Raw genomic sequence first — 23,287 nt, 5'->3', positions numbered from 1 at the left:
GCGGTGGCGTCGTGACGGTCTACCCCGGTGCCGCCGAGTACGTACCCGACACGGACGACCTGGAAGCGGTCCGTGCGGCAGCGGGCACGTGTCATGGTTGCGACCTCTATCGCGACGCCACGCAGACCGTCTTCGGTGCCGGCGCGCCGCACGCGCGCACGGTCCTGGTCGGCGAGCAGCCCGGCAACGACGAGGACCTCGACGGCCACCCCTTCGTCGGTCCGGCCGGCCGACTGCTCGACCGCGCCCTCGACGACCTCGGCGTCGACCGGGCCGCACTGTATCTCACCAACGCGGTCAAGCACTTCCGCTTCGAGCGGCGCGGGAAACGACGCATCCACCAGCAACCCCGCCGCACCGAAATCGTCGCCTGCGCCCCCTGGCTGCGCACCGAACTCGACCTGGTCGCTCCCGACCTGGTGGTCTGCCTCGGCGCGATCGCCACCCACGCGGTCCTCGGCCCGCGGGCCGAGGTCACCGAACTCCGTGGCCACACCGTCGAACTCGACGACTTCCGGGTGGGCGTGACCGTCCATCCGTCCGCCGTCCTGCGAGCACCCGATCGCGCACGGTCCTACACCGAATTCGTCGACGACCTGGCGAGGGTATTCGAGATGCGATGACCGTGCGGCGGTGAACCTTGCATCACGTGCAATTCGGCAGTGTCGGCACCGAGTTCGGGGCAGCGGGCCGGGCAAGACAAGACTGCTTCTCGCCTGCGCGGGTGATGGGGGTCGGTGGACCTGAGTGGTGAAGTGTTCGTCCTGACCGGACCTCCCGCCGCGGGAAAAACGTCAGTCGCCCGGTTGCTCGCCGGAACGGCCGATGTCCCCACGGTCCATCTCGAGACCGACGTGTTCTACCGCTCGATCCGTACGGGGTTCGTTCTGCCGTTCCTCCGCGCATCGCCAGAACGAGGTCGTGATCGAGGCGATCGTCGCGGCGGTCGAGGCGTACTCACGCGGCGGCTACGACGTGGTCGTCGACGGCATCGTCGGGCCGTGGTTCCTGCCGCCGTTGCGCGCACTCGCAACGGACATGATTGACGGAGCTGCAAGTGGGAATAGCCGCGTCGATACAGGCCACCACAGTCGGGGGTGGCCGCAGCAGGAGGTCATCATGCAGTTCGTGACGCCCGAGGACACCCCGTCCGACGAGGCCGACCCGCAGTTCGATCACGCTCTGGTGACAGCACTCCACGATCACCATCTGCGCGGCCTGCTGGTCACCGCGGCGGGACTGTCGACCGAGTCGCTACTGCGCGTCGGCGCCGCGGCCGAGACACTGCGCCGGACCGAGGGCCTGCATCCACTCGGCCTAACCGCCCAGCTCTGACCGACGTCAGGTGGCCGCGACCGTGAGATCGGTGATCGTGGCGCCGGGGGCGCTGTTCTGCACCGAGGCGATGCCCTTCTTCGCACCGTCCTTGGACTCATAGGCCTGCGACTGCGCGACGACCTCGTTGTTGCCCGCCTTGAGCCGCCACCGGAACTTACCCGCCGCGTCGGCGAAGATCTCGAACTTTCCTGCCATGACCGGGCCTCGCTTTCGTTCGCCGGGAAAACGTGCCTACCAGGGCAGAATACCCACTCGGACGGGTCTATTCTCGATCTTGTGGGTCTGGCGGTGCCGGCACCGATGCTGGCCACACCCGGACGGCCCCCGCGGCCGCCAGGTGGCTGGTGCGCGGAGATGAAGTGGGACGGCGTCCGCGCGATCGCTCGCTGCACCGGCGACGGGGTGAGCTTGTGGAGCCGGAACCTGCGCGAGATCACCGCCTCCTACCCCGACGTCGTCGCGGCGCTGACCGAGCTCACCGACGGACGAACCCTGCTGATCGACGGCGAGCTCGTCGCCCTCGATGCCGCCGGGGCCCCGTCGTTCTCCCGCCTGCAGCGGCGAATGCATGTCCAGCGGCCCGCGCCCGCGCTGCTCGAGCAGGTGCGCGTGGACTACCTCGGTTTCGACCTGCTCGCCCTCGACGACGACATCCTGCTCGCGGACCCGTACTCGTCGCGACGGGCCGAGCTGGCCGATCTGCGCCTCGACGACGGTGTGCGCGTGCGGGTTCCGCCGAACTGGTCGTTGGCCGAGGTCGACGCCGAGCGGCTGCTGCGCACCGCCGCCGAAACCGGTCTGGAGGGCATTGTCAGCAAGCGGATCGACTCGATTTATGAGCCCGGTCGCCGCTCCTCGGCCTGGATCAAGACCGTGCTGCGCGCCACGACCGAGGCCGTCATCGTCGGCGCGGTCCCCGGAACCGGCGCCAACGCCGCCACTTTCGGCGGTCTGATCCTGGCCGGACACACCCCTGACGGACACCTGCGCTGCATCGGCGGGGTCGGGACCGGATTCACCACCGAGGCCCGCCGCAGCCTCCACGCCGCCCTCGAGAAGGTCCGCCGCGACACCAGCCCGCTCGACGACCCGCCGCCTGCCGCGGCGGTGCGGGCCGCCTGGTGGGTCGAGCCGGTGTTCGTCGCCGACATCGAGTACCGCGAGATCAGCGCCGACGGAATGCTGCGCCACCCCAGTTTTCGGGGGATCCGGACCGACAAGACACCCGACGACGTCGCCGTGCCCTTCTAGGATCCGCGCGGTGCGCTCGTCACCAGGGCACGATTCCGGCGTAAGTCGAAGAATCCGCCGGTCGGTCCGCCGTCGGGCTGACCCAGCTGATCACGCTCGGACGGGCCTGCGCGGTGGTGCCCGAGTCGTTGCGGGCGCAGCTCCGCGACGGCCACGCCACCGTGCCGGTGCCGGACGCACCGTCCGTCACCACCGTCATCGCCTGGCCGTCACACAGCAGATCGCGCGCCGTCGCCGATCTCGTGCGGACGGCGATACGCCGGTAGCGGCGGCTACGAGCAGCTGTCGGGCGGCCGGGGAGCGAGCCGAGCACACCGCCCGCGACGACGCCGTTGGCGTCGCGAGTAGTGCGCGTCGGCTCATTCCCGCGGTCTATCCGGTGTCGACACCGTCCAGCGAAACGCAGGGAGCGGTCGGTGCCGTACGCATCCGGTCGACCGGCTCCACACAGCCGGGATGCCCGCTCGGCGTGGTGTGAAACGACGAAGCGGAGAGTTATGTCGCGATCGTTGTCGCCATCGACAACAGCAGCTCGAGCGCGTACCGCACCGATTGATCGAGCACCTGCGCCGGATCGCCGTCGAAGTGCCGATGGCTTGCTCGCGCGGCGCTGCGCGAAACGACGCAGAACCACACCGATCCGGCGGGTTCCCCGTCCTGCGGCCCCGGACCACCGACACCGGTGGTGGCGACGGCGATGTCGGCGTCCATCAGGGCCCGGACGCCCTCGGCCATCGCGGTGACCGCGACCTCGGAGACCACCGGAACATCGGGAACACCCAGGACACGCTGCTTGACCTCGGTGGCGTAGGCGACGACGCCACCGCGGAACCATACGGCCGAATCGGGCGCGGCCCCCAGGGCGGCCGCGACATTGCCTGCGGTCAACGATTCGGCGACGGCCACCGTCAAGCCCCGCCGTTCGGCCAGATCTGCGAGCTGACGGGCGATTGCGCTCATGATCTCCTTCGACGATCGAGTCGTATCGGTGCGCCCCGTCAGCCTAGTGCGCCGGCACTCACGCTCGCGGCTGCCTGACGCCCGGCAGGAAGGTGGTCCAGTCGATTCGGGTGAGTCCGACGACCGCGGCGAGCAGCGCGATCTGAACGGCGATCCCGGCCGGCGAGGTCAGCGAGGAAGCGAGCGTGGTACCGAGACTCCGCTCGGCCACCCCGGTCGCGCCGACGTAGAAGGCGAAGCTGACCGTTCTTCCCGCGACGTGCGCCGCGGTGAGCGGAAGCAGGCGAAGTCCCATCAGACCCGCGGCCTCGAACATCTGCGCCGACGGCAAGGGGGAGACGAGGAAGACCCCCAGCACCGCGAAGGTGCGACCGCGCCGCCGCGTGAGATAGTCGCCGGCCGTTCGCAGGTTGGCTCGTCGGCGTGCACCGAGATGGTCGCCGAGATGATGGGTGGCGGTGGCGAGGAGGTAGCGACCCGCGCCGGACGCGACCGCGGCGACGACGACGAGCGGGACCGGATGGAGGTGCCAATTCAACGCGAAGAACACCACCAGCACCGCATTGGGCGGTCCGAACGCGGGCAGCAGATTCACCGCGAACACCACGGCGACAACGATCAGGAAAGGCAGAACTGTCGCGTTCATGACGAGACCGTGGTGATCGGCGCGCGGCGGCGAGACAACTCCGCGGCCCGCGACCGGATCAGCGGCGCCGGGCGAGCCGGCGCAACCGCTCGTGCTCGAGAACGAACACCGCGACGGCGGCGGTGAAGCACAGCGCGGTGGCGATGGCGCCGAGCCACGCCCAGCCGGCGAAGCCGTAGCCGGCGGCGGTGAGTGTCGATGCCAGGCCGACGACGCCCGCGAGAAAGAGCAGAATGCCGGGGATGTTGTAGGGATCGGCGAGGCTCTCGCCCGGCTTGCTGTGGTAGACCGCGTCGGACGTGGTGTCGCTCATGGTGTTTCTCCGATTTCGTCGTCTTGCGCCAACCGCGACCTGGACAGGTTGAGGGTCAGCGGTATCAGGTGGGAATGGATGCGTGCCGTCCGGGCGAGTTCGCGATAGGTCGACTCGACCACGTAGCGCACATACGTGCCGGGAACGTCGGGGAATCTGCGGGCGAGCAGTTGCGCGATGGCTTCCAGTTCGTCGGATGCCATCGGCGGCACCGTTTCCGCGACGGTGGAGACAGGCGCCGATCTCGGCGCCGCGTCCGTGGTGAGCGACTCGTCGACCGTCGGCGTGCTCATGAACTGTCACCTCTGCCGTCGGCGTGGACAATCCGTTTCGCGTACCCGGCGGTGTTCATCTCGGCCCCTTTCTGCCGGTCTCAGCGTGCACCGGGCGGCGCTTGTCCCGGCAGGGTCCGGAGACCCCGCGCGGGGGGCCTTTCGTCGTGTCCATCGGTGATGTCGGCAGGGACCCGCACGGGGCGAACGGCACTGCCGCCGGGGCTGCCCGAGAAGCGATGGTGACAGGGACGAATACCGATTGTCCGACCGTCGAGGAGGTCCCGATGCGCATCGAGACGGGAAAGCCGATGTGGCACCGCTGGATCGCCTTCGTCACCGTGGGCGAATTCCTCGGCTTCTCGCTACCGGCGATCGTGGCGACGGCGCTGTGGGAGCGCGGCGGATGGCCGGCGACGACGGCCCTACTGGCGGCAGGCCTGGGCGAGGGCATCGTGCTCGGCTGGTTCCAGGCGCGGGCACTACGCCCCGCGCTTCCCGAACTTCCCGGCCGCGCCTGGATCGCGGCGACCGCGCTCGGCGCGGCGATCGCCTGGTCCGTGGCGATGGTGCCGGTGGGCACCGACGGTTTCCGTGGCTGGCCGACAGCGGCGGCGATACCGGTGCTGTGCGCGGGCGGCGCCGTGGTGGTTTCGGCTATCGGGGTGGCTCAGTGGAGCGTGCTGCGCCGATATCTGGCACGGGCAGGCTGGTGGATCGGCGCGACCGCGCTGTCGTGGGCGGCGGGCCTGGTCGCGTTCGCGCTCTTCACCAGCCCCCTGTGGCAGCCGGGCCAGCAGCCGGTCGAGATCGCCCTGATCGGCCTGGCCGGGGGATTGCTGATGGCGTTCGTGATGGCCGGTGTCTCGGGCGGATTCCTGGTGTGGCTGTTGCGTGCACAGGCCGAGGACGGGCGCTGATTCGACCCCGCAGCGGGGGCCTTGGTACTCGCTCATGGTGCCTGTCGACCCTTCTCCCGGCAGCTCCCGCCGGCACATGGTTGACGGAGTCGGCCGGTCGGCCGCGATTCGGTAGGAGGCGGAGAATGTACTGGTATGACCACGACGTCAACGGTTGGGGGTACGCGTGGATGGGAGTCGGGATGGTCTTGTTCTGGGCCCTGTTGATCGTCGGCTTCGCGCTCGCGCTGCGATACCTGTTCCGAATGGACGGCGAGCACCGGCACCCGGCACCACCCGGTCCGGAACATGTCCTGGCGGAGCGGTTCGCGCGCGGCGAGATCGATGCGAAGGAGTACGCGGACCGCTTGTCCGTTCTCCGGTCCGTCGACCGTCGATGAGCCGGTCCCGAACGCCTCCGGCACCCTGTCCGCCCCGCCTGCCGTGACAGGTGGGCGGACAGGGTACCGGTGGCCCTTCGGGAGCCGGACAGTACGGGGTCAGTCGTGGTGGACGACCATGACCGGGCAGTCGGCGTGCTGCACGAGCCAGTGGCTGGTCGATCCGAGCAGCAGGCCCCGGAATCCGCCGCGACCGCGGCTGCCGACGACGAGCAGCTGGGCGGTTCGTGACCAGCGCGCCAGGTTTTCGCGTGGACCGAACACCTCGACCTCGCGGCGCACGTCCACCTCGGGGAACTGCTCGGACCATCCCGCCAGGCGTTCGGCCAGCAGCGCTTCCTCGGCGACCGTGAAATCGTCGATGGGCAACTCGAGGTAGCTGGTGCCGGCGAACTGGCCCTGGGCCAGATCGCTCCAGGCGTGCACCGCGACCAGTCGACTGTGGCGCAGCGCGGCTTCGGCGAACGCGGCGCCGATGGCGGGCTCGCCGACGCTGCTGCCGTCGACACCCACGACGACAGGACCGCTGTCGCGCTCGGGATCGGACCCGCGCACGATGACGACCGCGCCGTGCGCGTGCGCGGTCACCGCCAGCAGCGTCGAACCGAGGTGGGCGATCGGACCGACCGCAGCCGCCGCGCCGAGCACCAGCAGATGCGCGTGCGCCGAGGCATCGATGAGGGTGCGCGCGGGGTTGCCGGTGGCGAGTTCGGTGGTCACCGTGACCGACGGCGCGGCGGTGAGCGCGTCCTGGCGGGCGGTGGCCAGCGCCTGCTCGGCGGCCGACCGGATGTCGTGCATCGTGGTGTAGATGAACGCGTCGTAGGCGCTGCGGGGTGTGCGGTCGGCGACCGGGTCGGTGCAGTGCACGATGTGCAGGGCACGGCCGCGCGCCGCGGCGGTGCGGGCGGCCCAGCGCACGGCGGCGGTCGATCCGTCCGATCCATCGATTCCGACGACGACCGCCGCCGAGGCGACGCGGTGGGGGTTCTCGCTGTGCTCGGTCATGGCCTCAGCGTGGCACGCGGGCACTTCGCCGGTCAGAGCCGTGGTGCCCGGAACACGGGGACCAATGGCATCGGCTGGATCGCCGGCCGTGGGGGAGGAAGAGCAGTTCGGCCGCTGTTCGTCGACCATGGTCTCTCGCCGTTTCCGACTGTCCCGGCGAGGATCAGATCACCGGCTGCGCACCAGAAACGGGCCGGGCACCACATCGCCTACGTCGAGGTCGAGATGACAGAGCTACACCCCCTGGACTGGGGATTCATGGAACTGGAGGACGCTGATCGCCGCATCAGCCTCGGCATCGGCGCCGTCGCGATCGTGGCCGGGCCCGCGCCGACGCGCGCCGAGTTCGTCGCGTGGCTGCGGGAGCGGATCGACCACGTCGAAATCCTGCGCAGGCGAGTGCGCAGAAGGCCGCTGGACCTGTCCGCACCGGTGTGGGAGCGCGACCCCGGTTTCGACCTCGCACACCACATCCGGTGGACCGCTGTGCCCGGCCCGCGGGACGAGTCGGCCTTGCGGGAGCTCGTCGCCACCGAACTGGAGCAACGGCTCGACCGGGACCATCCCCTGTGGCAGTGCGTGGTCGTCGAGCAGCTGACCGGCGACCGATGGGCATTGATCGTGAAGGCCCACCACAGCATGGTCGACGGCCTGTCGGGAATCGCGTTGTTCGAGCAACTGTGCGATGCCGCCGTCGACCGCGCCGCACCGGCGAGCACTCCGACCTCGGGCACCTCGGGGACCGGCGTCGTGGAATGGGTGAGCAGGGCGATTCGGCTGCCGGTGACGGCGCCGCGCTTCGCTCTGTCGATGATGCGCGCGCTCGTGCCCGTGGTGTCCGCCGCGGTGGCTCCGGGCAGCCCGTCGTCCTTGAACGGGCCGCTCGGCCGCCAGCGCCGCTATGCCGTCGCGCGGGCGTCGATGACCGACATCCGCACGATCGAGACGGCGTTCGGCACATCGGTCAACGACGTGGCCTTGGCCGCCGTCACCGCGGCCTACCGGCAGCTTCTGCGTGACCGCGGCGAGGACCCGGCGGCGGGCGGAATTCGGATTCTGGTCCCGGTGTCCATGCGTGCCACCGATGCCGAATTCGCCTTGGACAACCGCATTTCGGCGATCATCCCGCATCTCCCGGTGGAGTTCACCGATCCGGTCGAGCGGTTGAGCGCCGTCCATGAGCGCGTCGCGCGCCACCGTGCGCGGGGCGAAGCCGAGGCCGAGAAGTCGATGTTGGCGGTGGCGCAGCTGCTGCCGTTCGCCGTCGGGGCGTGGGCGTTCCGGCTGGCCGGTCACTTCCCGCAGCGTAGTGTCGGCGCGCTGGCCACCAATGTGCCGGGACCCCGTGGACAGCTGAGCCTGGACGGTCGCGCGGTGACGGAGATCTGGCCCTGCATTCCCCTCGCGATGCGCCTGCGCACCACGATCGCGATCCTGAGCTACGACGACCGCCTGGTCTTCGGCATCACCGGGGATTACGACTCCACACCCGACATCGACCTGATCGCCGCCGGTATCGAGGACGGTGTTGCGGAACTACTGGCCCGCGCGCGATAGAACCGAGAGCGATCCGAGGACGCGGACGCGTTCCGGCCGCGACGACGGCGCGAGCTCGGCTCGACTACTGCCGTGGCGCCTGGTTCGCCGAGTGGCTCGGGGTGCGCAGATGGAGCGCGATCTGGATGACACCGTCGCTGCGGTGAGCCGAGATCGGCAGGTCGGAATCGATGATCAGCCGCATGGCTTTGGAGTTCGTCGGCAGCACCTCGGCGATGAACCGGTCGAGGCCGCGCGCGCGACCGAGCTCGGTGAGCCGATGGAACAGCACGGTGCCGATGCCGTGGTGTTGTTCGTCGGCGGCCACGACCAGAGCGATCTCGGCGCTGACACCGTCGTCGAGGACGACGAAATTCGCGACACCGACCAGCCGGTCGTCGAGGAACGCGCCGACCGCGCAGTGTGTGGGGTCGTGCGACGCGATCGAGCCGACCACCCGGTCGAGGTCCTTGGGCGGTGGGGCGAAGAACCGGAAGTAGCCATCGGTCCGGTCGAGCCCGGCGTGGAGTTCGCGTACCGCGTCCCGGTCGGTGGGGCCGGGTTCGCGCAGGACGATGTTCCGCAGGGCGGTGGTCATCACGATCCCGCCTTCGACCGGGTGACGGCGACCTTGAGTGCGCCTGTCTCCGCGGCGCGCGCGAAAGTGTCGTAGGCGTCGACGAATTCGCCCATTGCGAAACGGTGCGTGATCAGCGGGGTGGGATCGAGGTGCCCGGATCGGATCAGTTCGATCAGGCGCGGGGTCGAATGCGTATCCACCAGGCCGGTGGTGATCGTCAGATCCCGGCTCCACAGGTTCTCGAGGTGCAGCGTGGCCGGTGCGCCGTGCACCCCGATATTGGCGACGTGACCGCCCGGACGCACGAGATCGACGGCCAGTTCGAAGGTCTCGGGTACCCCGACCGCCTCCATCGCCACATCGGCGCCTCGGCCACCGGTGAGCTCGGCGACCCGGGCGCGCACCTCGTCGCGTCGGCTGTTGAGCACCGGATCGGCACCGAGTGCGTGCGCGGCGGCCAACCGGGAGTCGGCGAGGTCGACGACGATGATGCGGCTCGGGCTGTAGAGCCGCGCGGTGATCACCGCGGCCAACCCGATCGGCCCCGCGCCGACGATGACCACGGTGTCGCCCGGCCGCACCCTGCCGTTGCCGACGCCGACCTCGTAGCTGGTGGGCAGGATGTCGGCCAGCATGAGCATCTGCTCGTCGCTGATGCCGGGTGGGATCGGGTGGGTCGACAGGTCGGCGAACGGCACGCGCACCGATTCCGCATGGGTACCGTCGATTTCGTGGCCGAGCAGCCATCCACCGCCGCCGGTGCACTGCCCGTAGCGGGCCTCCCGGCACGATGCGCACGCTCCACACGCGGAGATACACGACACGAGAACTCGATCCCCGACCCGCACGGTGCGCACTGCGCCACCGATGGCGGTGACGGTGCCGACGGCCTCGTGGCCGAGGATCCGCCCGCGCTCGACCTCGGGCACATCACCCTGGAGAATGTGCAGGTCGGTTCCGCAGATGGTGGCCGTGTCGACGGTGACGACGGCGTCGGTGCTGTCGAGGATCGTCGGATCGGGTACCTCGCGACGGTGTGGACGTCCTGGACCGTCGTAGACCATGGCGAACATCGAGGACTCCTTTCAGATCGCCGACGACCGGGCGAGTGACTCGGCACGGGTTCGGATGCCCGAGAGCATCTTTCGCTCCATGACCAAGCTGCCCGGCTCGGCGACGAGGCGGGTGAACAACCGTGTCCCCAGCGACGCGCCGGTCAGCGAGATGAGATTGCGGCTGATCAGCCGGGTGCCTGCGGGTTCGGGATAGAGGGCGAACGACCAGACCCAGGCGCCGTCTTCGGAGGCGAACACCAGTGACCGGTCGGGTTCGAGCACGCGGATCCGCAGGCGGGGTCCGCGCGCGCCGAGGGCGATCACGTCGCCCAGCGCCGGATGCTGGAATCGCGGCAGGATCTCGTCGGCGCTGTGCATGTCGAGGCCGAACAGGTTCTCGATCCAGTCGTAGGTGTACGCGCCGCCGCGCCCGGGGCCGATCTGCACGAGCCACGGCCAGATCGCCGCGGGTTCGGCCGCGACGGTGATCGCCCTGGTCGTGCGAATATCGGGGTGCGGGAGCAGTTCGTCGCCGGGTATCGTCCGCTGCGCCTCGTCGCGGGTCGCGCCCCAGGTCGCGAACCGTTTGCGCAGCAGAACCGAGTACCCGAGTCCGAGTCCGGCGGCGTAGATCGCGGCACCGACGGCGAAGGCTGTCGTGTTCTTCATCGCAGGTCCTCGCCGACGGGATGCGCGACCATGACGGGGCAGTGGGCGTGCTGGACAAGCCAATTGCTGGTCGAACCGAGGACGAGACCGCGCAGCCCACCCCACCCGTGGCTTCCGACGACCACCATCTGTGCCGAGTCCGACCACTCCTGCAGGTGTTGACGCGCATCGGCGGGGTAGACCCGATGCGTCACCGGGACATCCGGGTACTTCTCGTTCCAGCCGGCGAGTCGCTCGGCCAGCAGCGCTTGGTCGGAGGCCTGCTGATCGTCGACGCTGAACTCACCGGCGAACTCGCCGAAGGACGTGTCGTTTCCGGCGAGTACGGCGACGAGGGGTGCCGTTCGCTCCGAAGCTTCGGTGAACGCCGCGGCGATGGCCTGCTCGCTGGTGGGGCTGCCGTCGACACCGACGACGATCGGCCCGGTGCGGCGGGGCGCCGGCCCCGTGCCGGTATCGACCACCACGATCCGGCCCGAACCGTGGGCGGTGACGGCCAGCAGCGTCGATCCGAGATGCGCGAGCGCGCCGACATCCGGTGTCGCTCCGAGCGCGACCAGATGAGCACGGCGCGACAGCGAGATCAGTGTCTGCGCCGGGTGCCCCGCGACGAGCTCGGTCCTGACCTCGACTCCGGGCGCGGCCTCGCGGGCCGTGCGCTCGGCGTCGGCCAGGACGGCGGTGCCGTGGGCGCGCACCGCGTCGATCACCGCCGGTGTGACGACAGCGTAGGGGTTGACAGCGGCGGTGCGGGCCAGGTCGAGTCCGTGCACGATCAGCAGGCGGCGGCCCCGCTCGGCGGCGGTCTGCGCGGCCCAGCGGACAGCGACGTCGGCCGCTGCCGATCCGTCGGTCCCGACCACGACGGCGGACGTCGCGAGCTCGTGTGCTTCCTCGGTGCGATGCGTGCTCATGGTGGTGCCCCTATCGGCGTGCGGTACGAATAGGTCGACCGTACGAACCACCGGGGTCGGGTGACTGCTGGCGTAGGTCCCCGACCGAAGGGCCGATCGGACACACCTGGACCGCGCGGGCTGATCGAAGTCGTCGCCCTCGACCGGGGTGCTCGCGGCCCTGTGAGCCCTGGCGCTGGGTGCCCGCTACGCCTACGCACCCCGCGTTCTCGGCTACTGCGGTCGCTCGGACGCGCGGGCACTACACAACGGGTCAGCCGCCGACGTCGGCGCCTGGCCCGGCACCGACTGCCCGGCGGCGCCCACGAGCAGTCGATCCGCATCCTGGACAGCTGCCGCATCACCTGGGGCAGGTGAGGTAACGACGGTGGTGCCGCGGCGGTCCGCTGTCGGCGGTCGGTGTCCGATGCTGCGGTCGTCCGCTCCGGGCCTGCGACGCGCCGAGGTGGACGACAGTCGCCTCGTGACCGAGGTGACCGACGGCGACCAGGGGCCCCGTGCACCGGGGCGCGCGCCCCGACGCCGGGCGGGCGCGGGCGCCGGCCATCAGTACGGCACGACAAGGACAGCTGACCGATCGGCGATCGACCGGTGTCCCTGCGAAGAGCTCGACCCCGGCCCGACAGGGGATGTCAGGGGTGCACGAGATTGCGGTAGGTCTCGAGGATGCGGCGAATGGACGAGGTCACCGGCAGATCACCGTCCAGGGGCGCCCAGACATAGCGGGCGTGGACGGAGAGCCGGATCGGTTCGGTCGCCGCGACATCCACCGCGAAATGCAGGCGGCGCACCGGGTGGGCGTCGGGGGACAGGTAGTCGAAATCCCCGACATGGTGCCGAATCCCGGTGACGACCAGGCCCGTTTCCTCGTGCACGCCCCGGACGACCGCCTCGGCGAGAGGCTCCCTCGGCAGCACGGTGGTTCCGGGAAGCTTCAGAGTGGCCTTGATCGGACCGGTGTCGTGGCGCGCGAGTAGTAGGACCTGTCCGCCGCGATCGATGATCGCGCCGACCCGAGGTGCGGTACCGTCGATTTCGGCCTGGCGAGACATTTCCTCGAACTCCGACTCAGACACCATAGGACTCACCGACTTTCGACTCCGACACCCATCGCCACCGCCGCCGGATCCGGCGAAGGTGGTCGGTGATTACGGTACGTGCCGGGCACTGTCGGCGTGGGCGAATCGGCCTGCCAGGCTTGCGAAGCCACGCCCGAATGTCGGGGCGTCACGGTCGGCGCGTCGAGTGGCACGTGAGTCCGATGTGGTCAGCCGAGGACGTGTGCGCGAATATCCGCCGCCCACTCCCCGTATCCGACCTGCGTGCTGTCCGGGTGTCGGGCGTACACCACCCGGCCGGTCGGCGAAATGATCGGTCCACCGGGTGATTTCGCAGCCGATCCCGGTGACGAACCGGGTCCGCGCGGTCGTCGACCATCACCGGACCGATGGTGGTGCGGTCCCACCGATCGAATCCTGGGCGCCGTCGTCGCCCTCGCGCAGGGAGTGGATCATGCTGCGCAGGCTGCGGAACGCCGCCGACTGTTCGGCCTCGGTCATCCCGGCCAGCATTCCGACCTCGACGGCGCGGACCGCCGCGCTCGCCTTCTCGAGGCTTCGTCGGCCGCGAGGGGTGAGTCGCGCGGGCAGTGCCTTTCCGACCGGCGCCGCCGCGGGCCGCATCACGTAGCCGTCTCGTTCCAGGGTCTGCAGCACCTCCGCCATGGCGGCGCGCAGGGCGCTCGACGCTTCTTTGAGCAGGTAGCCCAGTGACGTCTCCAGGTCGATGCCGACCCCGTCTCGACCTGGCTCCACGCCACCGATGTCCAGGCCATCCACGACGCACTCGCCGCCGACGGCCACACCATTGTCGCCGCACCCGTCGACGGCCCCTTCGGCCGGACCTTCACCTTCGCCGACCCCGACGGCTACCGGATCACCCTCCACGACCGCACCTGACAGGCGACGTCATCGAACGATCATGGACCGCCGCTACGATGCTCAGCCATGGCCGCGATCGAGTTCGGGCAGGACTTGGTGAAAGCGCTACTGCGCGAGCAATATCCGGATCTCGCCGACCTGGAGCTCCGAGATGTCGAGGGCGGCTGGGACAATCGGCAATGGCGCCTCGGACCGGAACTGGCGGTGCGGTTGCCCCGCACCGAGCGAGCACCTGCCCTGCTGCGGATCGAGCAGACCTGGCTGCCTGTGCTGGCGGAGCGCCTACCGTTGCCGACGCCCACACCGGTGCGTGTCGGCCACCCGTCGTCCTTGTTCCCGCACCCCTGGACGATCGCGCGATGGGTCGAGGGAGAGCCCGCCGATCGCGCGCCCATCACAAGTCTCGACTCCGCCGAGATCCTGGCAGGATTTCTGCGCGTGCTGCACGGCGACGCGCCCGCCGGCGCTCCGAACAACCCCACGCGCGGAATCCCGCTGGCCGATCTGCGCGAAGGCTCGGACCGCTGGTTCGAGGTCATCGCCGATCCGGCGATCGCCGAGCGCGCACGGGAAGTCTTCGACAAGGCGGTCGATGCCCCGACGTGGCAGAGTGTGCCGCAGTGGCTGCACGCCGACCTGCACCCGGCGAACGTGGTCGTCGATGCGGGGACGCTCGCCGGGGTGATCGACTTCGGTGAGATGTGCGCGGGCGATCCCGCCACCGATCTGTCGGCAGCCTGGATACTGTTGCCGACAGGCGGGGCGAGCCGGTTCTTCAACGCCTATGCACGGGCGGACGCGGCCGCCGTCGCGAGAGCTCGGGGCTGGGCAGTGCTGCGCGCGCTCGGCCTGATCATGGTCGGGCGCAACGGCAGACTAGGTCTGCCCGGTGGCAAACCGAGCTGGGAACCGGCGGGCTACGCGACCCTGGAACGGGTCCTGGCGGCGGACTGACCGCCCGACGTACTTATCCGAGTTCTTCGGCCAGCCCGATGAGCAGGCCTTCGGGGCCACGGATGTAGCAGAGCCGATAGACGTTCTCGTACTGGACCACTTCGCTGCTGACGAGGTGCGCGCCGTGCTTGCCGAGGCGGGTGAGGGTCTCGTCGATGTCGTCGACGGTGAACATGACGCGAAGGTAGCCCAGCGTGTTGACCGGGGTTTGGGGAGCGGCGATCACCTGCGGCGCCAGGAAGCGGGAGAGCTCGAGTCGGCTGTGGCCGTCCGGTGTGCGCATCATGGCGATCTCGACGCTCTGGTCGCCGAGGCCGGTCACGCGCCCGGCCCACTCGCCCGCCACCATGGCTCGACCCTCGAGTTCGAGGCCGAGTTCTTCGAAGAACTCGATCGCCGCCGTGAGGTCTTCGACGACGATGCCGACGTTGTTCATCGCGACTGGCATGAGGTCATCCTAGGGAACTGGAGTCGGCCGTGCCCATCGATCGCCGGCAACGCGTGCCGCCGCGGTGTCGTCAGGACGGGTGGTTGTCGAGGAACAGCGGCGGCATGAAGTGCAGCATCAGGGTGGACCAGGTCAAATGCGTGATCAGGGAGGCCTGGATGCCGCCCGTGTGCTGACGCTGGATGCCGAACAGTGTGCCCATGACCGCGCCGGCCAGCACCAGCGCCGGGTTACGCGTCGCGGTGGTGGCGAGGATGTAGGCGCCGGTGGAGACGGCGACGGGCGCACGCGGGGCCGCGTGGTAGACCGCGCCCCGGAAGTACACTTCCTCGGCGGCGCCGTTGGCCAGCGCGGTCAGCAGGACCGCCGGCGTCCGGCCCCGGTCGGCGTAGCGCAGGAGCCTCGTGATCGCCCTGCGTAGCAACGGGATTCGTCGGGCGACGAGCGCGCATCCGTAGAACACCCCGAACGCCGCGACGCCGGTCGTCGCCGGCGCGAGCACACGCCGGTCGGGCTGGTCCTCGATCGGCGCCGGAGTGGTGACCAGACCACCGAGGGTCAGTGTGGTTGCGGTGGCGAGGGTGAGCCCGTAGAAGCGCCTGCTGGCGGGCGGCGCGGCCAGGGACGCGCCCAGCAGGCCGGTGCCTGCCAGACCCACGGCCGCGACCGCCAGTGGCCGCTGCCCATCCTGCCTCGGCCGCACTCCACGCGACCACGAGCGGGCCGTCATTCGTCGTACCGCATCCGGACGCGCTCGCCGAGCGCGCGCAGGACCGCTTCGTCGTAGCCGATCGTCTCGAACGGCAGCAGGTCCCGGATGGTGGTGTCGTGCACGACGACCTCGTTGACCATCGAGTCGACCAGCGACCGGCCGGTCGGGACATCGACGTCGGTGACCAGCGCGAGCCAGCGGGAGGACAGCCGCGGGGACAGGAACGGCACCGGCACGATCGGCGTCGGCCGTCCCTGGATCCGCGCCACCCGCCGCATCATGTCGATGTAGGCGAGGACGTCGGGACCGCCGATCTCATAGGTCCGGCCGGTGGTGCGTGGCTCGTCGAGCACACCGGTGAGGTACCGGATCACGTCGTCGACGGCGATCGGCTGGGTGCGGGTGCGAACCCAGCGCGGGGTGATCATCGCGGGCAGGTGCTCGACCAGCTGCCGGGTGATCTCCCAGGAGATGCCGCCGTGCCCGACGATGATCCCGGCGCGCAGTGTCGTGACGGGTACCCCGGCTTCGCCGAGCAGGGTTTCGACCTGCCTGCGGCTGCGCAGGTGCGCCGAGAGACGATCGGTGTCGTCGCCGAGCCCGCCGAGGTAGATGATGCGCTGCACCCCGGCCTGTGCGGCGGCGCGGCCGAAGTTCCGGGCCGCCGCCGCGTCGCGCCGCTCGAAGTCCTCTTCGGCGAGCGAGTGCACCAGATAGTAGGCGCTGTCGCAATCTTGCATGGCCTCCGGCAGCGAGGCGGGGTCGGCGACGTCGGCACCGACGGGCGTGCCCGCCCCGTGATACCTCTCCGGGTGCCTGGTCATGGCCCGCACGGTGTGTCCGGATTCCTGCAGTTCCGGGCAGAGGCGCCGCCCGATGAACCCGGTCGAACCGGCTACGAGTACCTGCACAACGGATCCTCTCCACGCGGGCGGACATGCGGCCGGGCGTCTCGACGCCGACGGTGGAACCGGCGCCAGGCTACCCGCGCGGGGCGTCTCGGCGCCGGATCCTCGCCGCGAGAGTCGGGCTTCGCGTGTGATCCGGGTGGACGTGTGCCGTCGATGACGTCCTGTCTCAGCTACCGACGACGGTGATCTTGGCCTGATCCGGGTTGATCTCCGAATCGGAGGGATTCGCGTCGGACTTCACCGTGATGCGCGACTTGTCGATGCCGTCGGCCTCGAGTTCGGCCGCGATGTTGTCACCGCGCGCTTGGGCCAGAGACTTGGCATCGGCCACGTTCGAATCCTTGGCGTAGGTCGAGACTTCGATCTTGGTGTCGTTGCCCTGCAAGGCGGCCGCCACGGCTTTGAGCGTGACGGTGTCCGTGGTCCCCAGGTCGGAACTGCCCGGGTCGAAGGTGATCGGGGCAGCGACCAGGACCTTGTTGATCGCGTCCTGCACTGTTTGCTGCACGCTGTCGCGTGCCGAACTCACCGCCGAGGACGCCGTCGCGGCGATACTGCTCCGCATGGTGTCGACCTGGGTGGTCGGGGTGGTCGTCGGTGTCGACGACGTGTCGTCGGAGTTGCAGGCCGCGGTCATCAGTACGACCGCCGCGATCGACGCTATCCCAAGGACGCTGCGTGTGAGCTTCACCGGAATCTCCTGGTCTGTGAATGTCGGAAAAGTGGGTCGTGCTCGACTGCGTCGCGCGGCAGGGGAACATCCGGGGCCGCTGCACCGCTCGCCCCGGACGTGGCGGCCGACAGTCGTCGGCCCGAGCGTGCGGGGACGCCGGACCACTGCTGTGCGGTCAAGCGGGTCGGTCCCCTCTCGTCGAGATCGCCGCCGTGCCCGCCGCGTCGGAGGACAGCACCGGGCCCTGCACTGGAGTTGATCCCATAGGCGCATCGTGCGCCGCCGCCAGGGCGCGCGCCTCACCCGAATCGGGTGAACCCAGCGAGCGTCATCCGTGTCGGCGCCGGTACGCGGCGCCGGCACCGGGGTGCAGGGGGATGGTCCCGGTGCCGATGAGGAAGCGGCCGTCGAGGAACTGGGCGCCTGCGGCCTCGGCGGGCACGAGCGAGTCCGCGTGCCGGACCAGCAGGTCGACGATGGCGGCGGCGAGCTCGTCGGGCAGCGTCGCGGTGGCGAGCAGGAGGTTGGCGACGCCGATCGTATGGACCGCGGGGCTGCCAGGGTAGGCATCGGCGGGGAGGGCGACGCGGTCGTAGACCGGGCCGTACCGCTCCCGCATCGGCGCGGCCAGGGCGCCGAGATCGATCAGCCGCATCGGGTCCGGGACGGTGAGCGCGCTGGTCGGCACGCCACCTGCCCACAGCAAGGCGTCGATGGTGCCGTCGGTCAGTGCCTGAGCGGCCTCGCGCAGCGGGCGGTGTTCGACGGTGACCTCGGCGGGGTCCAGGCCGGCGGCGCTCAGCACGCGCTCACCGGTGACCGCGGCTCCGGACCCTGCGGCGCCGAGGTTGACGCGGCGCCCGCGCAGATCGCCGACCTGCGTGATCGGTCCGTCGGTGCGGACCGCCAGCTGCAGATAGTTCTCGTAGACCCGGCCCAGCGCGACCACGCGTCCGCCGAAGTCGTCTGCCGAGTCGGCCAGCGCGAGCGCGGTGTCGACCTCGCCGGTGGCGACCATCCGCAGATTCTGTTGGGAGCCCGCGGTTTCCACCGGCTCGATGCGCAGGTCGTCGGAATGTCCGGCGGCGGCGGTGGCCAGCAGCTGGGCGAAGGCGTAGTAGAAGCCGCCCTCCTCGCCGGAAGCGAGCCGTATCGTCGCGGGATCGGTCGTGCCGCAGCCGACGACGCTCGCCGACGCCAGCGCGGCCAGGGCCAGCATCCGGCGACGGCTGATCGACGGGCCGCTCATCGGGTCACCGCGGGGACGCGGACCAGGACGGCGAGCCCGTGCGGGTGCACCGCCTCGACGGACAGCGTGCCGCCACGCGCCTTGGCCAGCGCCTGCGCGATCGACAACCCCAGACCCGTCCCGCCGGCGGCGGCTGTCGAACCACGGAAGAACCGGGCGGTGAGCCGGTCGAGCTCGTCGGGTACCGCGCCCGGCCCGTCATCGGCGACCCGCACCGTCACCCCGTCCGGACCGGCCGTGACGCCGACGATCGTGTGCGCCCCGGATCCGGCGTAGCGGCATGAATTGCTCAGGGCCACATCGAGGATCTGGGCGAGGGCGGCCGCGCTGATCGCGGCCTCGACCCGATCGGCGCCGGGGCCAGGTCGGACCGTCGCCGTGGGGGAGTCGTCGGTGGGTGTCGCCGTCAGCCGGATCCCCGCATCGTCGAACGCCGAGGTCCAGGCGTCGACGCGGTCGGCGGCGACCTGGGCCGGATCACAGTGTTCCTCGGCGCAGGCCACGGTGCCGAAGGACGCGGGCGCCTCGGCGACGGCCAGCTGCAGCAGGTCGTCGAGGAGCGCGGTCAGCCGTTCCACCTCGGTGGTGGCGCCGCGGAAGGTCGCCGCCGCGCTCGCGGGGACCGCGGATTCCAGCGAGTCGAGCCGAATCGTCAAGGCGGCGAGCGGATTACGCATGGCATGGGCGGTATCGGCGACGAGCTGGTGTTGCGCGTCGGCGGAGTCGGCGACGGCCGTCGCCATCGCGTCAACGGATTCGGCGAGGGCACGGACCTCGGGCGGACCGCCGTACCGCCGGGTGATCGGGGCCCGGCCGCGTGGCTTGGGCAGCGTCGCGGTGAGCTCGGCGACCGCGTTCGACATGGCGGCCAGCGGGCGCAGCACCCAGCGGCTCAGGACGAGCGCCAACAGCACGAACACGACCATCGCGCCCAGTGCCCCGACCGCGATCAGCGCCCACATCCGAGCGATCGCCGAGCGGGCCGCGGCCGTCGACGCCTCGATCACGACGGCGCCGTTCACCTGTACGCCGGTGCCGACGGGACGCGCGACGAGCATCGCAGGCGCGCTCCACGGCGTCAGCCGGTCCACCTGCTGCGGGCGCTGGTTGCGCCGGGCGGCGGCCACCGCCGCCCGGATCCGCGGATCGTCCACCGCGACTCCGGCATTGACGATCGGCGCCCCGCGCGCATCGACGACCAGGACGTTCTCCCCGTAGAGCTCGTGATAGCGGGTGACCTCGTCGGCGAGTGCCCGCACCCCGCCCGCCGACCCGGCCGCGTCGGCGAGCGTGGCGAAACGATCGGCGTCGCCGGACCGGCCGAGCACCAATTGCTGGGTTCGGCTGGTGGCCGCGGTCAGCGACAACGGCACCGCGAACGCCAGCACCGCGAGCGCGGCGAAGACGGTGAGCGCGATCAGCAGTCGGCGCCGCATGCGCGTTCCCGGGAGGTCACTCGCCCCACCGATATCCGTAGCCGCGAATGGTGGTGATCAGCCCGGGCCGGTTCAGTTTCGCGCGCAATCCGGTCATGTGGACATCGAGCGAGCGCGAGACCGCGACGAAGGCGTCGCCCCAGATGCGGTCCATCAGCTGTTGCCTGCTCACCGCGGCACCCGGCCGTTCCACCAGCACCTCGACCAGTTCGAACTCCTTCTGGGTGAGCGGGATCGGGGTGCCGGCCACCTCGACCACGCGGGCGCGCAGGTCCACCCGGACATCCCCGGTGACGACCTCGGTCCTCGCCTGCCGGGCGACGGCGGCGGCCCGGCGCAGCACGGTCTCGAGCCGCGCCATCAGCTCGGCGATGCGCGGCGGTTTGACCACGTAGTCGTCCGCGCCGCCACGCAGGCCGCGCACGATGGAACGTTCGTCGCTGCGGGCGGTCAGGATCAGCACGGGGACGGCGCTGACCTCGCGCAGCCGGCGCAGCACCTGCAGCCCGTCGGCGTCGGGCAGGCCGAGGTCGAGCAGGACCGCGTCGTAGTCGCGGTGGGCGATGAGCAGATCGGCGCCCCGGCGCAGGCGCTCGGCCCGGTAGCCGCGCGCGGTCAGCGCCTCGACCAGGGCATCGCCTACCCCGTCGTCGTCCTCGACCACCGCAAGCCGCACGCGCCGATCCTCCCACAGGGGCAGGACCGGCGCGGTTGCCGGACGGTCAGCCACGAACGGTGGCCATCGCCCGCTCCGGCTCGACCGGGTCGGCCTCGACGGCGGCTTCGGCGTCGATGGTCGACTCGGCCGAGGTCTCCCGCATGAAGTAGTAGGTGAGCAGCGAGATCGCGACACATCCGGCGACGTAGAAGAAGTACAGCGACTCCATCCCGGCCTTCTTCAACGCCAGGGCGATCATCTCGGCGGTGCCGCCGAACACCGCGACGGTGAGCGCGTAGGGCAGACCCACGCCGAGCGCACGGATCTTGGTGGGGAACAGTTCGGCCTTCACGATCGAGTTGATCGAGGTGTAGCCGGTGACGATCACCAGCGCGGTCATCATCAGGCCGAACGCCGCGAACGGGTTGGCGGTGTGCGCGAGCGCCGACATGATCGGCACCGTCAACAGTGTGCCCGCCACACCGAAGAAGATGAGCAGCTTGCGACGGCCGATCCGGTCGGAGAGCCCGCCGGCGATCGGCTGCAGCACCACGAAGACCAGCAGCGCGACGAAGTTGATCCAGGCCACGGTGTCCTTGGAGATACCCGAGGTGTTGATCATGAACTTCTGCATGTAGGTCGTGTAGGTGTAGAACGCGACGGTGCCGCCCATGGTCAGGCCCACCACCAGCAGGCATTCCCTGGGGTACTGCAGCAGCACCCGCAGCGATCCGCGCGAACTGCCGACCGCCGCCGCCGTGGTCTCGCCGGAGCCCGCGACGGCCTTGAACGAGTCGGATTCGTCCATGCCGCGGCGCAGCAGCATGACCACGATGGCGCCGCCCGCGCCGATCAGGAACGGGATGCGCCAGCCCCAGCTGTGCATCTGCTCGGAGGTGAGCACCTGCTGCAGGATGATCTGGACGCCGAGGGCGGTCAGCTGACCGGCGACCAGGGTCACGTATTGGAAGCTCGAGTAGAAGCCGCGCCGGCCCGGGGAGGCCACCTCCGACAGATAGGTGGCGCTGGTGGCGTACTCGCCGCCGACCGAGAGACCCTGCAGCAGCCGGGCCATGAGCAGCAGGACGGGTGCCGCGATGCCGATGGTGCCGAAGCCCGGGGTCACCGCGATCATCAGCGACCCGGCGGCCATCACCGTGACCGACAGGGTGAGCGCGGCGCGGCGGCCGAACCGGTCGGCGTAGCGCCCCAGCGCCCAGCCGCCGATCGGCCGCATGATGAATCCGACCGCGAAGACCGCCGCGGTGGAGAGCAATTGCGCGGTGGGGTCCCCGTCGGGGAAGAAAGCCTTCGCGAAGTAGACGCTGAACGCGGCGTAGACGTACCAGTCGTACCATTCGACGAGGTTGCCGATCGAGCCACGCAGCACGTTCGCCACGACTCGCCGTTCACCGCCGGCCTGTGTTGTCGTCACCTTGAACCCTCCTCCATCGGCGCGGCCCTGCGCCGTCGGAGACCACTGTGTCGCCTGTCACAGGACGAGCGGAAGCAGTGGGGACGGTTCCTAACACTCCCTTAGGGCAATTCCTGCCGGACGGACCGCGCAGGCGCGGATCAGGGCATATCCAGCACGCTCACCGGAACTCCATAGGGGAGGAATCGCACGCGACGGCGTGCGTCGGTGTTGTCGCGATGCGCCCGCAGGGCCTCGAGCTCGTTCGGAAAGACCTGGTCGACCCTGGCCTGCCCGTCGTCGTCGATGGTGTAGGCCGCCCACACGCCGCTGCCGGTCTCACCGGTCGTCGCCCCCTCGGGCGCGGCGGGGCGAGGTTGTTGCGTGAATTGGCCGAACAGCGACGTCAGCGCGCCGAGCCCGCCCTGATCTACCCGACCCAGATAGTCACCGGCTTTGCCGAGCAGGTCGCGAAGTTCGTCGCCGGTATCCCGGAGCACGCGTTCGAATTCCTCGGGATCGATATCGAAAGGCCCGAAATTTGCCATCGCATATTCTCCTCGCGGGACGACTCTGCCTGAGTGGGGCGCTACGCCACAGTGTCCTCGCGAAATGACGGCTTCGCTACAAGCCCCGGTATCAGCTGGTCCCCGAGACGACGCAGAACTCGTTGCCCTGGGGGTCCTGCAGAACGGTCCAGGCGAAGCCGGGCAGGGAATGTTCACCGAGGACAGTGGCGCCCAGCGCCGTCAACCGATCGACTTCGCTCTCCCGGGCGGAGGTCTGGAAATCGACGTGCACCCGGTTCTTGGTCGCTTTCGATTCCGGGACCAGCTGGAACGCCAGGTAGCGGCCCTCCCCGAAACCCACACCCGGCGGCGCGATCATGATGTAGTCCCCGGCGTCGGCCAGGACCGAATAACCGAGGGCCGACGTCCAGAACGCGGCGAGCTCGGCAGGGTCGGTGCTGTCGATGGTTACGCCACCGAAGGCGATGGTCTCAGACACGCCGCCGACGATAGACGACGCCACCGACACATCGGTCGAAGG

General features: G+C 70.1%; 29 protein-coding genes and 1 pseudogene. 8 read left to right on the top strand and 22 right to left on the bottom strand.

What is annotated here, in order from left to right; all coding sequences use genetic code 11:
* Positions 1-11: 11 nt before the first annotated feature.
* Both ACIO52_RS20650 and ACIO52_RS20645 read left to right on the top strand, forming a co-directional pair.
* A complete protein-coding gene (locus tag ACIO52_RS20650) occupies positions 12-623 on the top strand; it encodes a UdgX family uracil-DNA binding protein (protein WP_402645885.1) in 612 nt (203 codons plus the stop codon).
* Between the two features lie 298 nt (positions 624-921).
* Positions 922-1,335, top strand: a complete 414-nt coding sequence (locus ACIO52_RS20645) for a hypothetical protein (protein ID WP_402645882.1) — start codon at positions 922-924, stop codon at positions 1,333-1,335.
* 6 nt (positions 1,336-1,341) lie between these two features.
* Here the strand turns inward: ACIO52_RS20645 and ACIO52_RS20640 are convergent, their stop codons facing one another.
* On the bottom strand, positions 1,342-1,533 hold the full coding sequence (locus tag ACIO52_RS20640; protein WP_218718093.1) for a DUF1508 domain-containing protein: 192 nt from the start codon (positions 1,531-1,533) through the stop codon (positions 1,342-1,344).
* 105 nt (positions 1,534-1,638) lie between these two features.
* Here ACIO52_RS20640 and ligD point away from each other — a divergent pair, with 105 nt between their 5' ends.
* Positions 1,639-2,589 (top strand): non-homologous end-joining DNA ligase, encoded by a 951-nt coding sequence (gene ligD, locus ACIO52_RS20635; RefSeq protein ID WP_218718124.1) that lies wholly within the window; start codon positions 1,639-1,641, stop codon positions 2,587-2,589.
* Between the two features lie 495 nt (positions 2,590-3,084).
* Here the strand turns inward: ligD and ACIO52_RS20630 are convergent, their stop codons facing one another.
* From ACIO52_RS20630 to ACIO52_RS20615, 4 genes are read right to left on the bottom strand one after another with little or no spacing between them, the layout of a single operon-like run.
* Entirely contained in the window at positions 3,085-3,549 is a 465-nt protein-coding gene (locus ACIO52_RS20630) for a CinA family protein (RefSeq protein WP_402645879.1), read from the bottom strand.
* Positions 3,550-3,607: 58 nt separating this feature from the next.
* On the bottom strand, positions 3,608-4,195 hold the full coding sequence (locus tag ACIO52_RS20625; protein ID WP_402645876.1) for a hypothetical protein: 588 nt from the start codon (positions 4,193-4,195) through the stop codon (positions 3,608-3,610).
* A 58-nt stretch (positions 4,196-4,253) separates the two neighbouring features.
* Positions 4,254-4,508 (bottom strand): hypothetical protein, encoded by a 255-nt coding sequence (locus tag ACIO52_RS20620; protein WP_218718089.1) that lies wholly within the window; start codon positions 4,506-4,508, stop codon positions 4,254-4,256.
* Positions 4,505-4,801, bottom strand: a complete 297-nt coding sequence (locus tag ACIO52_RS20615) for a three-helix bundle dimerization domain-containing protein (protein ID WP_316574981.1) — start codon at positions 4,799-4,801, stop codon at positions 4,505-4,507. Before ACIO52_RS20615 ends, ACIO52_RS20620 begins: the two co-directional genes overlap by 4 nt.
* Positions 4,802-5,067: 266 nt before the next feature.
* On the opposite strand from ACIO52_RS20615, the gene ACIO52_RS20610 reads away from it, so the two are divergent.
* Together ACIO52_RS20610 and ACIO52_RS20605 are read left to right on the top strand one after the other, a co-directional pair.
* Positions 5,068-5,700 carry a hypothetical protein gene (locus tag ACIO52_RS20610; RefSeq protein ID WP_402645872.1) on the top strand — a complete coding sequence of 211 codons (633 nt, stop codon included), beginning with the start codon at positions 5,068-5,070 and terminating at the stop codon, positions 5,698-5,700.
* Between the two features lie 125 nt (positions 5,701-5,825).
* A complete protein-coding gene (locus tag ACIO52_RS20605; RefSeq protein ID WP_218718086.1) occupies positions 5,826-6,080 on the top strand; it encodes an SHOCT domain-containing protein in 255 nt (84 codons plus the stop codon).
* A gap of 99 nt (positions 6,081-6,179) precedes the next feature.
* Here ACIO52_RS20605 and ACIO52_RS20600 read toward each other — a convergent pair whose 3' ends face one another.
* Positions 6,180-7,088, bottom strand: a complete 909-nt coding sequence (locus ACIO52_RS20600) for a universal stress protein (RefSeq protein ID WP_316574979.1) — start codon at positions 7,086-7,088, stop codon at positions 6,180-6,182.
* Between the two features lie 225 nt (positions 7,089-7,313).
* On the opposite strand from ACIO52_RS20600, the gene ACIO52_RS20595 reads away from it, so the two are divergent.
* Complete coding sequence (locus tag ACIO52_RS20595; RefSeq protein ID WP_316574978.1) at positions 7,314-8,645, top strand: wax ester/triacylglycerol synthase family O-acyltransferase; 1,332 nt, start codon at positions 7,314-7,316, stop codon at positions 8,643-8,645.
* Between the two features lie 64 nt (positions 8,646-8,709).
* Here ACIO52_RS20595 and ACIO52_RS20590 read toward each other — a convergent pair whose 3' ends face one another.
* The 6 genes from ACIO52_RS20590 to ACIO52_RS20565 form a co-directional block, all read right to left on the bottom strand.
* Positions 8,710-9,222, bottom strand: coding sequence for a GNAT family N-acetyltransferase (locus ACIO52_RS20590; protein ID WP_402645868.1), 513 nt, complete (start codon positions 9,220-9,222; stop codon positions 8,710-8,712).
* On the bottom strand, positions 9,222-10,277 hold the full coding sequence (locus ACIO52_RS20585) for a zinc-dependent alcohol dehydrogenase family protein (protein ID WP_218718082.1): 1,056 nt from the start codon (positions 10,275-10,277) through the stop codon (positions 9,222-9,224). The genes ACIO52_RS20590 and ACIO52_RS20585 overlap by 1 nt, the downstream gene beginning before the upstream one ends.
* Before the next feature lie 12 nt (positions 10,278-10,289).
* The gene (locus tag ACIO52_RS20580) at positions 10,290-10,928 is read right to left on the bottom strand and encodes an SRPBCC family protein (RefSeq protein WP_316574976.1); all 639 of its coding nucleotides are present in this window, start codon (positions 10,926-10,928) and stop codon (positions 10,290-10,292) included.
* Positions 10,925-11,842: a universal stress protein gene (locus tag ACIO52_RS20575; RefSeq protein WP_316574975.1), complete on the bottom strand. Its 918-nt coding sequence runs from the start codon at positions 11,840-11,842 to the stop codon at positions 10,925-10,927. Before ACIO52_RS20575 ends, ACIO52_RS20580 begins: the two co-directional genes overlap by 4 nt.
* A gap of 632 nt (positions 11,843-12,474) precedes the next feature.
* Positions 12,475-12,921, bottom strand: coding sequence for an NUDIX hydrolase (locus ACIO52_RS20570; protein ID WP_218718079.1), 447 nt, complete (start codon positions 12,919-12,921; stop codon positions 12,475-12,477).
* 357 nt (positions 12,922-13,278) lie between these two features.
* Positions 13,279-13,656 carry a MarR family transcriptional regulator gene (locus tag ACIO52_RS20565; protein WP_316575385.1) on the bottom strand — a complete coding sequence of 126 codons (378 nt, stop codon included), beginning with the start codon at positions 13,654-13,656 and terminating at the stop codon, positions 13,279-13,281.
* Between ACIO52_RS20565 and ACIO52_RS20560 the strand changes: the two are divergent.
* Both ACIO52_RS20560 and ACIO52_RS20555 read left to right on the top strand, forming a co-directional pair.
* Positions 13,648-13,800 (top strand): annotated as a pseudogene (locus tag ACIO52_RS20560) (VOC family protein); the annotation flags it as partial. The gene ACIO52_RS20565 and the pseudogene ACIO52_RS20560 sit on opposite strands and share 9 nt — an antisense overlap.
* 48 nt (positions 13,801-13,848) lie before the next feature.
* Complete coding sequence (locus tag ACIO52_RS20555; protein ID WP_402645863.1) at positions 13,849-14,736, top strand: aminoglycoside phosphotransferase family protein; 888 nt, start codon at positions 13,849-13,851, stop codon at positions 14,734-14,736.
* 13 nt (positions 14,737-14,749) lie between these two features.
* Here ACIO52_RS20555 and ACIO52_RS20550 read toward each other — a convergent pair whose 3' ends face one another.
* The 10 genes from ACIO52_RS20550 to ACIO52_RS20505 form a co-directional block, all read right to left on the bottom strand.
* The gene (locus ACIO52_RS20550; RefSeq protein WP_218718075.1) at positions 14,750-15,184 is read right to left on the bottom strand and encodes a VOC family protein; all 435 of its coding nucleotides are present in this window, start codon (positions 15,182-15,184) and stop codon (positions 14,750-14,752) included.
* A gap of 70 nt (positions 15,185-15,254) precedes the next feature.
* Positions 15,255-15,914: a CPBP family intramembrane glutamic endopeptidase gene (locus ACIO52_RS20545; protein WP_402645859.1), complete on the bottom strand. Its 660-nt coding sequence runs from the start codon at positions 15,912-15,914 to the stop codon at positions 15,255-15,257.
* On the bottom strand, positions 15,911-16,807 hold the full coding sequence (locus tag ACIO52_RS20540; protein WP_402645856.1) for an NAD(P)H-binding protein: 897 nt from the start codon (positions 16,805-16,807) through the stop codon (positions 15,911-15,913). The genes ACIO52_RS20545 and ACIO52_RS20540 overlap by 4 nt, the downstream gene beginning before the upstream one ends.
* A gap of 166 nt (positions 16,808-16,973) precedes the next feature.
* The gene (locus ACIO52_RS20535) at positions 16,974-17,498 is read right to left on the bottom strand and encodes an OmpA family protein (RefSeq protein WP_316574971.1); all 525 of its coding nucleotides are present in this window, start codon (positions 17,496-17,498) and stop codon (positions 16,974-16,976) included.
* A 310-nt stretch (positions 17,499-17,808) separates the two neighbouring features.
* A complete protein-coding gene (locus ACIO52_RS20530; RefSeq protein WP_316574970.1) occupies positions 17,809-18,729 on the bottom strand; it encodes a TAXI family TRAP transporter solute-binding subunit in 921 nt (306 codons plus the stop codon).
* On the bottom strand, positions 18,726-20,165 hold the full coding sequence (locus ACIO52_RS20525) for a HAMP domain-containing sensor histidine kinase (protein WP_218718070.1): 1,440 nt from the start codon (positions 20,163-20,165) through the stop codon (positions 18,726-18,728). Before ACIO52_RS20525 ends, ACIO52_RS20530 begins: the two co-directional genes overlap by 4 nt.
* Positions 20,166-20,181: 16 nt before the next feature.
* Positions 20,182-20,841: a response regulator transcription factor gene (locus ACIO52_RS20520; RefSeq protein ID WP_218718069.1), complete on the bottom strand. Its 660-nt coding sequence runs from the start codon at positions 20,839-20,841 to the stop codon at positions 20,182-20,184.
* A 46-nt stretch (positions 20,842-20,887) separates the two neighbouring features.
* Positions 20,888-22,258 (bottom strand): MFS transporter, encoded by a 1,371-nt coding sequence (locus ACIO52_RS20515; RefSeq protein WP_316574969.1) that lies wholly within the window; start codon positions 22,256-22,258, stop codon positions 20,888-20,890.
* Positions 22,259-22,398: 140 nt separating this feature from the next.
* Positions 22,399-22,785, bottom strand: coding sequence for a hypothetical protein (locus ACIO52_RS20510; protein ID WP_218718067.1), 387 nt, complete (start codon positions 22,783-22,785; stop codon positions 22,399-22,401).
* Between the two features lie 91 nt (positions 22,786-22,876).
* Positions 22,877-23,245 carry a VOC family protein gene (locus tag ACIO52_RS20505; protein ID WP_316574967.1) on the bottom strand — a complete coding sequence of 123 codons (369 nt, stop codon included), beginning with the start codon at positions 23,243-23,245 and terminating at the stop codon, positions 22,877-22,879.
* Positions 23,246-23,287 lie beyond the last annotated feature (42 nt).

Origin of the sequence: Nocardia sp. NPDC087230 (assembly GCF_044744725.1) — a bacterium.
Taxonomy (GTDB): domain Bacteria; phylum Actinomycetota; class Actinomycetes; order Mycobacteriales; family Mycobacteriaceae; genus Nocardia; species Nocardia canadensis.
Note: the sequence above shows the minus strand (reverse complement) of the source record. Positions and strands in the feature narration are given on the sequence as shown.